The sequence below is a fragment of the Nitrosopumilus sp. Nsub genome (genome assembly GCF_001541925.1).
In the GTDB taxonomy this organism is placed as follows: domain Archaea; phylum Thermoproteota; class Nitrososphaeria; order Nitrososphaerales; family Nitrosopumilaceae; genus Nitrosopumilus.
Genome location: NZ_LQMW01000017.1, coordinates 187081 through 200414 on the forward strand (window position 1 = coordinate 187081; position 13334 = coordinate 200414).

15 protein-coding genes, 4 tRNA genes and 1 pseudogene are annotated in these 13334 nt (G+C 31.3%); 7 read left to right on the plus strand and 13 right to left on the minus strand.

Annotated features, from left to right (window positions below; translation table 11 throughout):
- The first annotated feature begins 98 nt into the window (after positions 1-98).
- A complete protein-coding gene (locus tag AW732_RS04295) occupies positions 99-329 on the plus strand; it encodes a hypothetical protein (RefSeq protein ID WP_156416065.1) in 231 nt (76 codons plus the stop codon).
- Here AW732_RS04295 and pheT read toward each other — a convergent pair.
- Together pheT and AW732_RS04305 are read right to left on the minus strand one after the other, a co-directional pair.
- Positions 300-1943, minus strand: a complete 1644-nt coding sequence (gene pheT / locus AW732_RS04300) for a phenylalanine--tRNA ligase subunit beta (protein ID WP_067958985.1) — start codon at positions 1941-1943, stop codon at positions 300-302. The genes AW732_RS04295 and pheT overlap by 30 nt on opposite strands.
- Positions 1934-3322, minus strand: a complete 1389-nt coding sequence (locus AW732_RS04305) for a phenylalanine--tRNA ligase subunit alpha (protein WP_067958988.1) — start codon at positions 3320-3322, stop codon at positions 1934-1936. The genes pheT and AW732_RS04305 overlap by 10 nt, the downstream gene beginning before the upstream one ends.
- Positions 3323-3373: 51 nt before the next feature.
- On the opposite strand from AW732_RS04305, the gene AW732_RS04310 reads away from it, so the two are divergent.
- Both AW732_RS04310 and AW732_RS04315 read left to right on the plus strand, forming a co-directional pair.
- Positions 3374-4486, plus strand: a complete 1113-nt coding sequence (locus AW732_RS04310; protein ID WP_067958991.1) for a tryptophan--tRNA ligase — start codon at positions 3374-3376, stop codon at positions 4484-4486.
- A complete protein-coding gene (locus AW732_RS04315) occupies positions 4483-4764 on the plus strand; it encodes a hypothetical protein (RefSeq protein WP_067958996.1) in 282 nt (93 codons plus the stop codon). Before AW732_RS04310 ends, AW732_RS04315 begins: the two co-directional genes overlap by 4 nt.
- 12 nt (positions 4765-4776) lie before the next feature.
- On the opposite strand, the gene AW732_RS08410 is transcribed toward AW732_RS04315, so the two are convergent.
- The 5 genes from AW732_RS08410 to AW732_RS04345 form a co-directional block, all read right to left on the minus strand.
- Positions 4777-5760 carry a CxxC-x17-CxxC domain-containing protein gene (locus tag AW732_RS08410; RefSeq protein ID WP_082697410.1) on the minus strand — a complete coding sequence of 328 codons (984 nt, stop codon included), beginning with the start codon at positions 5758-5760 and terminating at the stop codon, positions 4777-4779.
- 69 nt (positions 5761-5829) lie between these two features.
- Positions 5830-6159, minus strand: coding sequence for a hypothetical protein (locus AW732_RS04330; protein WP_067958999.1), 330 nt, complete (start codon positions 6157-6159; stop codon positions 5830-5832).
- A 52-nt stretch (positions 6160-6211) separates the two neighbouring features.
- Positions 6212-6688: a pantetheine-phosphate adenylyltransferase gene (locus tag AW732_RS04335; protein ID WP_067959001.1), complete on the minus strand. Its 477-nt coding sequence runs from the start codon at positions 6686-6688 to the stop codon at positions 6212-6214.
- A 166-nt stretch (positions 6689-6854) separates the two neighbouring features.
- Positions 6855-7991, minus strand: a complete 1137-nt coding sequence (locus AW732_RS09065; RefSeq protein WP_348625414.1) for a PEFG-CTERM sorting domain-containing protein — start codon at positions 7989-7991, stop codon at positions 6855-6857.
- A 293-nt stretch (positions 7992-8284) separates the two neighbouring features.
- Positions 8285-8358 (minus strand) — tRNA-Ala (locus AW732_RS04345).
- 80 nt (positions 8359-8438) lie between these two features.
- On the opposite strand from AW732_RS04345, the gene AW732_RS04350 reads away from it, so the two are divergent.
- Positions 8439-8993 (plus strand): thioredoxin family protein, encoded by a 555-nt coding sequence (locus tag AW732_RS04350; protein ID WP_067959005.1) that lies wholly within the window; start codon positions 8439-8441, stop codon positions 8991-8993.
- Between the two features lie 83 nt (positions 8994-9076).
- Positions 9077-9151, plus strand: a tRNA-Ile gene (locus tag AW732_RS04355).
- 7 nt (positions 9152-9158) lie between these two features.
- On the opposite strand, the gene AW732_RS04360 is transcribed toward AW732_RS04355, so the two are convergent.
- Complete coding sequence (locus AW732_RS04360; protein ID WP_067959007.1) at positions 9159-10052, minus strand: B12-binding domain-containing protein; 894 nt, start codon at positions 10050-10052, stop codon at positions 9159-9161.
- A 113-nt stretch (positions 10053-10165) separates the two neighbouring features.
- Between AW732_RS04360 and AW732_RS04365 the strand changes: the two genes are divergently transcribed.
- On the plus strand, positions 10166-10552 hold the full coding sequence (locus tag AW732_RS04365) for a hypothetical protein (RefSeq protein WP_067959009.1): 387 nt from the start codon (positions 10166-10168) through the stop codon (positions 10550-10552).
- A 3-nt stretch (positions 10553-10555) separates the two neighbouring features.
- Here the strand turns inward: AW732_RS04365 and AW732_RS04370 are convergent.
- Positions 10556-10677 (minus strand) — tRNA-Leu (locus tag AW732_RS04370).
- A 91-nt stretch (positions 10678-10768) separates the two neighbouring features.
- Here AW732_RS04370 and AW732_RS04375 point away from each other — a divergent pair.
- Positions 10769-10842 (plus strand) — tRNA-Thr (locus AW732_RS04375).
- Between the two features lies 1 nt (position 10843).
- Here AW732_RS04375 and AW732_RS04380 read toward each other — a convergent pair.
- The 4 genes and pseudogenes from AW732_RS04380 to AW732_RS04395 all read right to left on the minus strand — a co-directional run.
- The gene (locus AW732_RS04380) at positions 10844-11704 is read right to left on the minus strand and encodes a DNA adenine methylase (RefSeq protein ID WP_067959011.1); all 861 of its coding nucleotides are present in this window, start codon (positions 11702-11704) and stop codon (positions 10844-10846) included.
- Positions 11705-11833: 129 nt separating this feature from the next.
- Positions 11834-12484: an ammonia monooxygenase gene (locus tag AW732_RS04385; protein ID WP_067959013.1), complete on the minus strand. Its 651-nt coding sequence runs from the start codon at positions 12482-12484 to the stop codon at positions 11834-11836.
- Positions 12485-12591: 107 nt separating this feature from the next.
- Positions 12592-12954: a hypothetical protein gene (locus AW732_RS04390; RefSeq protein WP_067959016.1), complete on the minus strand. Its 363-nt coding sequence runs from the start codon at positions 12952-12954 to the stop codon at positions 12592-12594.
- Positions 12955-13074: 120 nt separating this feature from the next.
- Positions 13075-13334 (minus strand): annotated as a pseudogene (locus AW732_RS04395) (ammonia monooxygenase); the annotation flags it as partial.

Here is a 13334-nt window from a genome sequence, read left to right on the forward strand (position 1 = left end):
GATTAGATGAACCTACTAAAAACTATTAGAGATTTATTAAATAGAAATTGTAGTTTTGTGAAAGGTTTTTGGAAATTAGAAATCAGAGAAAATTTTTAGTGGGATTAATAATTTTGATTTTAGGTTCGTTTGTAATAGTTTTTGATTATCCTCAAATTGAATATTTTAATTATTTAGAGAATGATAATTACATTACATTAGAAACAGACCAAAAAGAAATATTCCAAAAAATTCTTGTTGAATTTACAATTGGAGTAATTCTTTTTGTAAGTGGGATATCACTAATTATAATATCAATGTTAAAGAGATTTGAGAACAGAATCAGATAATGAAATTTCAAATCCAACAACAGGTACACGAATCTTATAATTTTCAATTATAGTAGAATTTATTTCTCCAATAATTCCGATTGTGTTTCCGTCAAATAATATTTTTGCACAATGTCCATCTTTAAAAGTAGAATTAGAAACTGTTTTTGTTTCAATTTGAATTCCAAAACCAATTTTTAGTAAAGTTTGTAACACAGATTTAATTTCAGTGAAATTTGCATCTTTATGAGCACTAATTACAGCAAGATTAATTTTTTCAGAAATAGGTTTATCAAGATTGAAAATATTTCCAGTTTCAAACATTTTTTGAGGATATGATTCATGAATATTTCTTGAGAGGTTTTCAATTAGTCCAGGAAGAATTGAATCACGTAAAATAGTATGCTCTTGACTTTTTGAATCAAGTACAGATAGGATATTTTTAGAATCTCTATTTGTCATATCATATAGTACACGCTTACTACTCAAACTTGAATTTAATGCCTCAAGAAATCCTAGTCCAATCATTGTTTGATTAAGAGATTTCAGATGTAGTGATACAGGGTTAGTTTGTCCAATTGTTTGAGATGGAGATACATTAGGCTCAAAATTTTGAATTCCATAACCTAAAGCAACTTCTTCAACTAAATCCATGGGACCAAATATATCAAATCTATATGGCGGTATAGTACATACAATTTTTTTTCCTTTTGAAATTGCATTTAATCTGGATTTTTTTAATGAAGAAAGAATTTTTGGTGTTGAAAGATCTAAACCAAGTGTTTGATTGATCAGAGATGAATCAACAGATATTTTCTTTTCTTCAAGTTTAGGTGAAGAATTTTTTGCACCAGAAATATGAACATTTTCTAATTTGAATCCAGCACTTTGTAAAATGGTTGCAACTACTGAAAGCATATCTTCAGCATCAGCTTTATTGATTCCAGTTACCTCTACAAAGAGATTTTTTGTCTTAGTAGTTACAGTAGTTATTCCAGCATTAATAATTGGAGGAAAAGAAACTGTGTTTTTATCGGAATCAACAATTATTGGAACTTGAGAAGATTGTCCAAGTAAATGACCATAATCCTTACCTGTTTCAGTTTCAGAAATTATTTCAGATATTGAAAGTTCCTTTTCAGAATTTAACGGAATAAATTTATGATTTTTATCTACGGTTGAATATGTTAAAGGAAAAGAAATTTTATCTAAATCATGTATTCCAATGGATGATTTTTTTCGTTTTCTTCCAATTCCAAAGTGGAGATCTTCTTGCATTGTCATTAATTGTTTAATTGTTTTATCATCAATTTTGCCATTTTTAGCAATAATTCCAGTCACAAATGGGCGAATTTTTGAAATAGTTGGTTTAACAGAGATTGAATAATTTTTTGATTTTTTTATAGTTAATTTTAGCAAACCAGTTTTGATACCAAGTAAGCCCTGCAATCCAAGTGCAATTCCAATATCAGTTGAATAATCTGGGCGATTTGGACTATATTCAATTCGAACTAAATCTTTATCTTCAGATTCAATATCCAATCCCAAAAATGGTAATGAATCAGAAATCTGTTTTTTTGAAACTTTACCAATTAGTTTTTGGAGACGAGAATAAGATAATTCAATTACTGGCATTTTGTATTACTCCTTAACCATCCTAAATTATTATTATAAAATTCTCGGACATCATCTAAATCATATTTCAACATAGCAATTCTTTCAATTCCACCACCCCAAGCTAAAACAGGTTTGGTAATTCCAAGAGGTTTTGTTACTTCTGGTCTAAATATCCCCATTCCAAATAATTCAATCCATTTTCCTAACTTTTCATTGTAAACCATTGTTTGAAGTGACGGTTCAGTATATGGAAAAAATGTTGGCCAAAACTTAATTTTAGTTATCCCTATTCGTTTATAGAATTCTCTTTGAATTCCCATCAAATTTCTTAAATTAGCATCTTTGCCAACAACAATACCTTCTATCTGATTAAATTCAACAAGATGTTTGTAACTAACTTTTTCATTTCTAAATACACGACCTAAAGAAAAAATTCGTGCTTCATCAGGTTTGTTTTCAGCTAAATGTTTTATTGTTACACAAGTAGTATGAGTTCTTAAGACCATTTTTTGAGCTTCGTTGATATCCCATTGGTATCTCCAATTTTTCTTATGAGAATCAGAAACTTTTCTAATTTGTTCTGAATTTGCAATTTTTTTTGCAGAGATTCCATCTAAGAAAAAAGTATCTTGTAATTCCCTTGCAGGATGATCTTGGGGAGTAAATAAAGCATCAAAATTCCAAAAACTAGATTGAGTCATATTTCCAAGAATTTCAGAAAAACCCAAGGTTACAAAAATTTCACGAATTTCATCAATAGTATCTTTTAATGGATGTGTTCTTGCAACAAAAACTTCAGGAACTTCAGCTTCAACATCTATTGCTCCAGAAATATTTGAAACATCTAAAGATTTGGCAGAAGTAGTTAAACTAATTTTTTTATTTTTAATTATATCTTCAATAACAAAATCAGGTCGTTTTGAAAGTTCAGATAAATCAGTTTTATCAATTTGTTCTTTAGGTAATTTGTTATTTCCAATTAATTGAAGTGATTTTTCACCGGGTAATTCAGAAGGAGTGGTTTTAAGAATTATTTGATCAGAAGAAGTTTCGATCCAATTATTTTTTCTACATAAACCAATTGCAGGGCCAAAAACAAATCCCAATTCTTTTTGAATTTCAGATAATTTTTTAGGACCATTTTTAATTAAATTCAACAATCTTCGTTCAGGTAATCCTTTTTCAAATGAATCTAGACCATTTTTTCCTAAACTTATAACGCTAGATTTTGTTTCATCCACAATTGCCAAATCCTTTAATTTCAGCCATTCAATACCACGTCGAATTTGATCTGGTGAGAGATGAGTTGAATTTTCAAGTGTTTCAGGAGTCTGAATTGAATTTTCTTTTAACGAATTAATGATTTTTTTTTCAATATCGTGAAAAACTTGTGACAATAGTTCAAAGATCGAAAAAGACTTTTTAAACCTTAACCTAAGTCAAGTTGAATGTCAGCTGATGAATTCATTGTAACACCTTGGCACGTTGAGGGTGATATCGATTATGATAAATTAATTAAAAAATTTGGAACTGAAAAAATATCATCAGAATTACTTGATAAAATCAAGAACATTACTAATGAAGACCACTTTATGCTAAGAAGAGGAATTTTCTTCTCACATAGAGAAATGAACAGAATTATTGAAGATCATCAAAAAGGTAAAGGATTTTTCCTATATACAGGAAGAGGACCATCAGGACATACCCATATTGGGCATTTAGTTCCATGGGTATTTGCAAAATGGTTACAAGAAAAATTTGATGTAAATTTGTATTTTCAATTAACTGATGATGAGAAATTCTATTCAAAAACAAATTTGACTTTAGAGGAGACAAACAAATTTGCATATGAAAATGCACTAGATTTCATAGCATTAGGTTTCAATCCAGAAAAAACAAAAATAATTATCAATACAGAAAATATTCAAACATTATATCCAATTGCAGCTCAAGTAGCAAAAAAAATTAATTTTTCAAATACAAAAGCAACTTTTGGATTTACTAATGAAACAAATATTGGAATGATTTTCTATACATCATTACAATCAGCTCCATGTTTTATTGAAGATAAGCCAGTTTTGATCCCATTAGGAGTTGATCAAGATCCACATTTTAGATTAACAAGAGATATTGCACAAAAAATTGGAAAACAAAAACCTGCATTAATTCACAACATTATGATTCCAGCATTAACAGGACCTGGTGGAAAAATGTCAGCATCAGAAGAAAAAGGAACAATATACACCACAGATACACCAGATGTTGTTAAAAAGAAAATTAACAAATTTGCGTTTTCAGGAGGTCAACCAGACATTGAACAACATAGAAAACTAGGTGGAAATCCAGATATTGATGTATCATATCAATATTTGAGAATATTTTTTGAGCCTGATGATGAGAAATTAAAGAAAATTTATGAAGATTACAAATCAGGGAAATTACTTTCAGGGGAATTAAAAGCAATCTTAATTGAAAAAATAAATGAGTTCCTCAAAGTACATCAAGAAAAACGTGAAAAAGCAAAACAGCAAATAGAACAATTTCTTTTACAAAATAAATGAAGACCGACATTATTTGTGATGACGAATATGAAGCTCAAAAATTAATGAGTTTAGTTTTCATAAAAGAAGATAAAGAGACATTCATTACAGGAATTTTAAATGTAATAAAAAATGAAATTATTATTTCATTGAAAGATAAATCAGCCCACAGCATTTTACTTAAAGATGAAGAAAATGTTGAAAAATTTGCAGATTTCATACAATCAGTATTTGATCAAGAACATGATTTAGTTTCAACTAAAATGAATAAATCAATAATTGAAATTACTAAAGAATAAATGATTTAGGAATTATCTTGGGAAATATTTACTTCGTTTAGATTTATTTCTTGGACGTTCTTTTTGGGGTTTGGGAGCAGATTCAATTGTATCATTACAGTTTGAACAAAATATTTTGAGTTCCTCTCTAGCAATATCAGGTGCAGAAATATATTTTCCCCAAGATGCAGCTTTACTACCACGTCTAGTATCAGTAGATAATTGATTATTATTTTCATCACAAATACCTAAAGAACTTTCATCAGTAGAGCCACAACTAGAGCAGGTTTTTCCACCTAAAATTTCATATAATTTTTTCTGTAATGATTCATTGAATTTTGCAGAACCGCCAGAATAGAAACTTTCTTGTTTTCTCAATACTTTATCACTTCTGCTTCTACTAGATCTAGAATTATCTCTGGAATATCTTGAACCTCTGTCATCTCTGGAATATCTTGAACCTCTGTCATCTCTGGAATATCTTGAACCTCTGTCATCTCTGGAATATCTTGAACCTCTGTCATCTCTGGAATATCTTGAACCTCTGTCATCTCTGGAACGTCTGTCGTCTCTATCATCACGAGAGATAGGTTTGTTTTGTTTAAAGCAATCATTACAGTAAACTGGTTTATCGGTTTTTGGAACAAATGGAACGTTACATTGATCACCACAATCAGCACAAGTTACAGTTGTAGATTCATCACGTCTGTCATCTCTGGAATATCTTGAACCTCTGTCATCTCTGGAATATCTTGAACCTCTGTCATCTCTGGAACGTCTATTATTATCAGTTCCATCAGGTTTATTTTTTCGAAAACAATCACGACAATAAACTGGTCTATCGGTTTTTGGAACAAATGGAATTGTACATTGATCACCACAATCAGCACAAGTTACAGTTGTATCTTCTCTAACATTATCTCTGGAATTTCTAAAAGAACGAGATGGTCTACCATCAGGAGAAGAATTACGGTTAGAATATTTTTTATCAGAATGTTTAGATCTGTATAAGTCCATTTCATAAGAAATTTAGGAGTTGGATATAGATGCTTAGATCTGTAATTTGTGCCTAAAATTTAAAAAAAACTAAACTAGAGATTTATCCATTTCTGTAGACATTAATTCTTGAACTTTAAGAAAATATAATTTTGTAGAATATGGCATATCATCTAAATTATTATCAACTACAATCATAAAATATCTAACAGCTCTTTTTGAGATATCTAAATTAAATTTCATTGGAAGGATAGGATCCTGATGTACTTTGATTTTATCTTCAAGCCAAGGAGGTGCCATTTCAATTGTTTCTTTGATAATTTTATCATACCAAAATGAAAGATTTTGAGGTTGGAGACCTTGTTTTAAATTTGATACATCAGTATCGATTTTTTTCATCATATGATTGATTATTGTCATAAAATTTCATACAACAATTTTGTTTTATTCAGATTACTCAAAATACTGTAAGCTACTTGTCAATTGGTAGCAAGTTTCCATTAGAATCAATTTCTGAGTTTTTTATTCTAGTCGTAGAAATTCTTTCTCCATCTTTTGCCAAAGTCATTGGAACAACAATTACTTCAACAGGAGAAAGATCACGTTCGGATCTTAATTTATTCAAGATGTCTCCTTGATTTCGTGTTTCATCACTTACAACTAGTGCCTGTACTTCTTTTTCCAAAACTGCAGGTCCAAAATCATCATCTAATTGATTAATTTCAAAATAGGAATTTGGGAATTTTGTAAAAATAATTGATATTAAGTTTTTGAGACGTTCATCATATTTGTGAATAGGATTTTTTCCTTTTTTTTCTACAAATTCATCACTAGTTAATCCAATAATGACTTTTTCAGAAATATCAAATGCAGTAGAAAGTAAAGTCAAATGTCCACGATGAATTATATCAAAAGTTCCACCCATAGCAATTAAAGAAAATTTTGACATATATTGACATAAAATTCTTTGAAAATAAATCTACTAGTTTACCAAAATTTGTGTTAAAGGTTCTTAGGCTCCAAAAGTGATATTATTTTCATCTCAAACAAATGCTTCAATGAAAAATGAGTTTTTTGATTAGGGGTCTAATCTATAGATTGAGAGTTTTGTAATTTTAGTATCTTGGAACGATGCTAAGTCTTGATTTTGCAGAGATTGCAACTATTGAGATAATTGCGACTGCTAGAATCATGGCTGCAATTGTACCAAACTCTGGAATTACAAAGGTACCGATAATTTCAATTTGTTCAGTTTCTGCTCCAAATGGCACGATAACTGTGTTACCGTTAATTTCAGCATCATTTGATTCCTCGCCATCAACTAATACCATAAAGATACCTTTTTGTGTTGATTCTGAAGGACTGATTGTCAATACACCATCATCCATTGCCTGAATGTTGATAATGACTGAATTATCATCTGTATTTACTGTTGCACTTGTGATATGTCCACCTGAAATATCATAAGAAGTACAATTACCTCCAATGTTTACTTCACTTGAACCACAAGTTGTAGCTAAATTTGTACGTGATTCAGGTTCAGGAAGTTCTACTTTTATCGTATCAGAATAAAACTCATCAGATTCTGAAAATAAAAGAAATCCTACAGAAGAAGAAATAATTTCTTCATTGAGTTTAATTGGAGTTAATTCATCGATATCCATTTCATCAATGTTAATTGTATAATTTTGAACAATTCTATCAAAAACATCATAAAAAGCAAAATGTACTAATGTTTCAGAAATTTGAAAATTTCCATTTCTTAAAACTCCTGAAAATGAGAAAGTGTAAGTTGAATCATTCATATCGTTCATAGGTTCTATTGCTACATCATTGATGGATATTTTTAATGAATTTTGCATAAATGGTGCAGTTTCAAATGTTAAGATTTTTGTATGAACATCAACAATATCAGAGTTAGGATTTTCTGAGCGTATAAGAAATGGAGAACTACTAGATGGAGGAATTACATCAAGTATAGTACTTCCCTCTTTAACCTCCAAAGGATTTGGATTAAATTCATCATAAAAATATGCTTTAACTTGAACATTAGTTACAAAAGATAAAGGATCATTATTTTCAACTACTCCAATAACAACAGTATGTCCTTCAGAATCTTGGTAAACATAATTTGTGTTAGAATTTGTTGAAACAGTCAAAGTTGGATTGGTATCAGTATACTCTTGTGAAAAAGATTGAGATGTTGGAAATAAAATCAAAATGAAAATAATCCCAAGAATAAATTTCTTCATCAAATAATTATCTGTAAAAACCATTTATCAAGGATCTGGTACAAAAATGGGAACAACATTAAACACAGTTTACACTAAATTAAAAAGAATAAAAAGAAATTAAAATGGATTTATTTTTAGTTTCTCTTTGCGGTAATTGCTAACCAGTAAATCAAACCTGGTGTTAAACCAACGATAAGAGGAATCCATACGGGCCATCCGTCTATTGCGCTTGCCATAAGTAAAAACCCAAACTTGTGCTATTTAAATCCACCCAACGTTATGAAATTCATAATTGATCGAAGAATCGAAAGTGGACCGGACGGAATTTGAATCCGTGACCCCCCGCGTGCAAGGCGGGTATACTACCAGGCTATACTACCGGCCCACATGAAAATGACTAATAGAGTGGACTTTAATTGTTGTCCTCTAGGATAAGATTTTATTTGAATAGAGAATTTTTACATCATGGTACTTTTAGAATCACAAATTAAATTAAAAAAAGGAGATATTGCACCAGATTTTGAATTATTGGGAACAGATGATAAAAAACACGCTCTCAAAGATTATGAAAATCACAAAGGAATCTTAGTAATTTTCATGTGTAATCACTGTCCATATGTTAAAGCAAAAGTAGACGCATTAAACGAATTATTTGATGAGTGTGGAAAAGACATTGCAATCATAGGAATTAACAGTAATGATCCTACAAATGTTCCAGAAGATAGTTTTGATGCAATGAAACAAACTGCAAAAGAGAAAAATTTCCAATTTGATTATTTAGTAGATGAAACACAAGAAATTGCAAAAAAGTATGGTGCAATGTGTACTCCAGATCCATTCTTGTTTAACAGTCAAAAAGAATTAGTTTTTCACGGTAGAATTGATAATGCCATGAAACCTGATGATGTAGCAACAGAAAAGACAATGATTCTAAATATGAAAAAATTGATTGTTGGAGAAAAAATCGAGAAAGATTTTGACCCATCAATTGGTTGTTCAATTAAATGGAAAGAAGACTAAATTTTTAGATTTCAAACCTAGTCCAATTTGGATTTAGTATCAAAATTATGCTTATTATAGCCCTGATACAGAAAGTCAGTATTGGGCTCGTAGCTCAGCTTGGCTGGAGCGTTCGACTGATAATCGAAAGGTCATGTGTTCGAATCACATCGGGCCCACTTTTAATCATTTAATGTTTTGAGAAATTGTATTTGACCATTGCAAAATATCGCCAATATTATCTGATAACAAATCAGAATTAATTTTAGTTTTTTTAGAGACTTTTCCACATAATGCTAATTTGATTTGTTTACCAGATTTTTCTTTATTTGGGTTAATAGAATCAGCAAAAAAGCTTAATCCCTCAGTAGTTTGAGAAAATATAACTACCAATAAAATTCCAGGTTTTTGTTTCCAAATCTTTCTAACTAATTTTTGAAAATCCAAGTCAAATAAGACATCAATTGCATAAGACATATCTCCCAAATGAGAGACATGCCAACCATCTGAATGATAAGATGCTGAAGCAGATTCAGATATTAACATACTTTCAGGATCAGCTGCAATTACAACCACATTTTTTTTGGCATCTAAAACTACTGGAATTTGATTGAAAATACTAAGAGATTTAGACACAATATTTCTCAAAAGATTTTGTTCTGCAGTTCCAATTTTTCCAGAATCAAATAATTCATGTATATGATCAATGGCAGGATAAATTACCTCCATAATCATCCGATTAACTAAAGCTCCAGAATTTAGACAATTTCGAATTAAAGAATAAATTTCCACTTCATTGCCTTTCACTAACAATTCAAAATATCTAGCAGTTATTTTGAAATAATCATCTGGGAAAGCAAATGATTCTTGACCAGGTTCTAAGAACCACAATGTAACATTGCCAATATTTTTTTGCCGAAGTAATCCCTCAGCTGCAAAAACTTTAAGATATTTTGTCATAGTAATTCTACTAACATTAATTTTTTTAGAAATTTCAATTCCAGACATTCCGCTATCAGAATCTTTCAAAATAGAAATTAGTTTTTCTCTAATTTCTTCGATAGGATAACCTTTAGTCATAATTATCATCAATCACAGTATGGTATAAAGACTAATTTTCATCAAATGTAAATAACTCTAAAAATAAAACATTATATACTTGGGTACCTTAAATTACGGTAAGGAAAAGTAAATTGCCTAAAGCCGGATTCAAATCAATCACAGTTTCAGAAACAGTCTATGATAAATTCCACGAAGTTTATCAAAACAGTAAAGACGACCTCACAATGAAAGGGGTCAATAGTTTTTCAGGTTATGTAACTTACATGTTAGAAGAGATGATGCAAAAGGACAAAACTTTTGCAAGATACGCTCCAAAGATAGAAAAAATTTCTATTGATGATGATAGAGTGATTCTAAAAGATAATATGAAAAATAGAATTGCAGAAGTTGCAGTTCAAAAAGGAGAATTATTTTGTCAATTATGTGAGGAAAAAGATTGTGTCCATGTTGGATATGTTTTCTCATTACCAGATGTTTACGAAGTATTAAACGCCAGAGGAATTAAACATCCAAAATAAAGGTGGAGGAGGTGGGATTTGAACCCACGAACTCCTGAGAGACAGGATCACCCATTATTTGATCTTAAGTCCTGCATGTCCAAAAGCACATAGTGCTTACTTTGGCCAGGCTTGATTACTCCTCCAAAAGATTACAAATATCTGTGAAATTTAACAGTTTAGAAAAATTCTAGTCAGAATGAAGAATTATAAGGATTTTCTGCAGACAAACCATATGCTTCGATAGCTCAGTCTGGTAGAGCGTTACATTGGTAATGTAAAGGTCGCGGGTTCAGATCCCGTTCGAAGCTTCTAATAATTTTTGATTAATAATTCAAAATGTCCAGTTCTTTTTGTAGAATTTGAATTAATAGAACGATTTGCCTTAATTTTACTAATTTTCCAAGGTTTTTTCGAAAACATTTTAACGACTTCATTGGAATTTGAATTTGATAAAAGCACATTACATCCTTTTTCATCTAATTTCGTACAAAGTAGGAATAATCTATTCAGATCATCATATGTGAAATTTTTGTTAGTATAACTAGTAAAATTAGCAGTTTCAGTCACAGGTTGATATGGAGGATCAAAATATACCAAATCCCCCTTTTTTGCATCACGTAAAACTGCTTCAAAATCACGGCATTGAATCTTGACTTTACTAGATTTTAAAATATGACTTACTGAACGTAAATTCTCTTCATTGACAATATTTGGATTAGTATATTTGCCTAAAGGAACGTTGAATTTACCTTTACTATTTACCCTATACAATCCATTGAAGCAGGTTCTATTCAAAAATAACAACCTAGATGTTTTTTCAATTTCCTTTTTTGGTGTACTTTCTCTAACAGAATAATAATAGGATTTTGAATCTTTTTGATAATATTTTTCGTGTTGTTTTAATGAAGAAATTAAATTATCAACATTATCACGAATAGTTGTATATGCTAAAACAAGATCAGAATTTAGATCTGAAATAATACATTTTTGTTTATTATTTTCAGTTAACATATTGAATAATAACGCACCACCACCAAGAAAAGGTTCGAAATAAGTTCCAAATGTATCAGGGAGGTTTTCATTTAAAACTGAAATAAGTTGTCGTTTTCCACCAGCCCATTTTACAAAAGGTTTTGGAGTGACTAGGATCTGACCATATTGTTGCTTCATACAATATAATCACAAAATTGCATATTGTCAAAATAGACAATAAAAGATCACAAGCTGAGCAGTATTTTTTAATCAAATTTGTGTAGAGGGTCCCCTAGTAGTAAATAATAAAATGAAAAAGGTTGGGTTTTAGTCCCACTTTGACCATGCGGCCATCCATCTGTATGTCCAAGTGTTCAATTTACAACCTAACGCTGCAAATGTACATGCCAAAACTGCACCTGCACCTGCGCCCAATGCGACTGGACTGTTATAGAACTTACCGACTTGTGGTTCTATTGGTGTCATATATGGTGGCAATGTTGGTCTTGGATACTTGAATGCCGTTTCAAGTGGGTCTGCAACTGTAATGAGGTTTACCATATTGAATAATGGTAAAGACATTCCTACTAGTACGCCGCCAAACAGTATCAAGGAGTGCTTGTTCTTCTTTGTTGCCCAGTAGACTAAGTCCAAAAGCATTGCTGATGGTAACCAAACTGGAGTTACAATGAAGTCATATGGATATCCGAGTGCAAACCATGCACCTTTTGCTACCCATGTGTATACTGTCATAATTAGAGCGTAGTACGTTGCTGTGCCTGGAACGCCCGTAAATGTAAGATAATATGTAGCTCCTACAATAAGCATCAAAGTTTGCGATATTGAGAATACCGTATACGATGTCCAAGCCCAGTCAGTGTAGAAGATGTAGTCTCCTGCATTAATTGTTAACAGTGTAGAGTTAACTGCAACTACTACTATGAATAAGTAGTGTGTACATCGTCTTAACCAGACCATATGGAATTGAGGAAAAGGTCTGTATATAAAATTTTAGAGTGTTATGAAGATCGGCGCTTTTGAACTTAAATTAAAATGAAAAAGAAATGTCTTGAGGTGGTTTCTGTTTATTTTCCGACGAATAATGTAATCATTATTGTACCGACGGTAACAGCACCTACAACTCCAGCAACTATACCGTTACTGTTTTTGTTGGAACCTTCTTCCATTACTTTAACACAGAAGATGTAACCAATTGCCTCAATGATTGTGAGCACGATGAATGCAAAGTGGCCACTTGGTGTTGGATATGCCCAAGGATAATAGAAGTATCCTGCTGCAGTTCCAGCAAAAGTTGCTAACCATGCTGCGATAAATGAAATGGTAATCATTCCAGTCATGTTTTCAACGCGTTTTCCAATCATTCGTTCAACGTCGGCGCTTGATGATCCACCAGCACCGCCAGAACCGAATCCTTTAGGAAGAGTCATTATGGAATTAATGGGATTCAGAATCCTTTTAAATCTTTCTTAAAGTGCTGATTCCATCACGATCAAGTGGACTTGGAGAGATAATAAAAATAGAAAAAAGTGTGCTTTTGCACGTTGTGTCTATGGGATGCTTCTACTGTACAATTTACCTTCTAAGGCCATCTTGTACATTTCTGCAACATATGGATTCTCACCAGGGGTTTCTGCACCTAGTTCTACGAGTCGAGCGTATACTCTGACTACGTATGCAAGTGCACCCATGAAAGCCACTACGACTCCCATGTTAAACATCCAGTGATTTGGTACTGCAAATACTTCTTCTACAAACCAGAAATGCCACATCTCATTGACCCCAATTGTAAACATTGTTGCTAAGTAAC

What these genes read in the sequence shown, in the direction of transcription:
- pheT (WP_067958985.1), bottom strand. Translation starts at nt 1,943, where the DNA reads ATGCCAGTAATTGAATTATCTTATTCTCGTCTCCAAAAACTAATTGGT.
- AW732_RS04310 (WP_067958991.1), top strand. Translation starts at nt 3,374, where the DNA reads ATGTCAGCTGATGAATTCATTGTAACACCTTGGCACGTTGAGGGTGAT.
- AW732_RS04315 (WP_067958996.1), top strand. Translation starts at nt 4,483, where the DNA reads ATGAAGACCGACATTATTTGTGATGACGAATATGAAGCTCAAAAATTA.
- AW732_RS08410 (WP_082697410.1), bottom strand. Translation starts at nt 5,760, where the DNA reads ATGGACTTATACAGATCTAAACATTCTGATAAAAAATATTCTAACCGT.
- AW732_RS04330 (WP_067958999.1), bottom strand. Translation starts at nt 6,159, where the DNA reads ATGACAATAATCAATCATATGATGAAAAAAATCGATACTGATGTATCA.
- AW732_RS04335 (WP_067959001.1), bottom strand. Translation starts at nt 6,688, where the DNA reads ATGTCAAAATTTTCTTTAATTGCTATGGGTGGAACTTTTGATATAATT.
- AW732_RS09065 (WP_348625414.1), bottom strand. Translation starts at nt 7,991, where the DNA reads ATGAAGAAATTTATTCTTGGGATTATTTTCATTTTGATTTTATTTCCA.
- AW732_RS04350 (WP_067959005.1), top strand. Translation starts at nt 8,439, where the DNA reads ATGGTACTTTTAGAATCACAAATTAAATTAAAAAAAGGAGATATTGCA.
- AW732_RS04360 (WP_067959007.1), bottom strand. Translation starts at nt 10,052, where the DNA reads ATGACTAAAGGTTATCCTATCGAAGAAATTAGAGAAAAACTAATTTCT.
- AW732_RS04380 (WP_067959011.1), bottom strand. Translation starts at nt 11,704, where the DNA reads ATGAAGCAACAATATGGTCAGATCCTAGTCACTCCAAAACCTTTTGTA.
- AW732_RS04385 (WP_067959013.1), bottom strand. Translation starts at nt 12,484, where the DNA reads ATGGTCTGGTTAAGACGATGTACACACTACTTATTCATAGTAGTAGTT.
- AW732_RS04390 (WP_067959016.1), bottom strand. Translation starts at nt 12,954, where the DNA reads ATGACTCTTCCTAAAGGATTCGGTTCTGGCGGTGCTGGTGGATCATCA.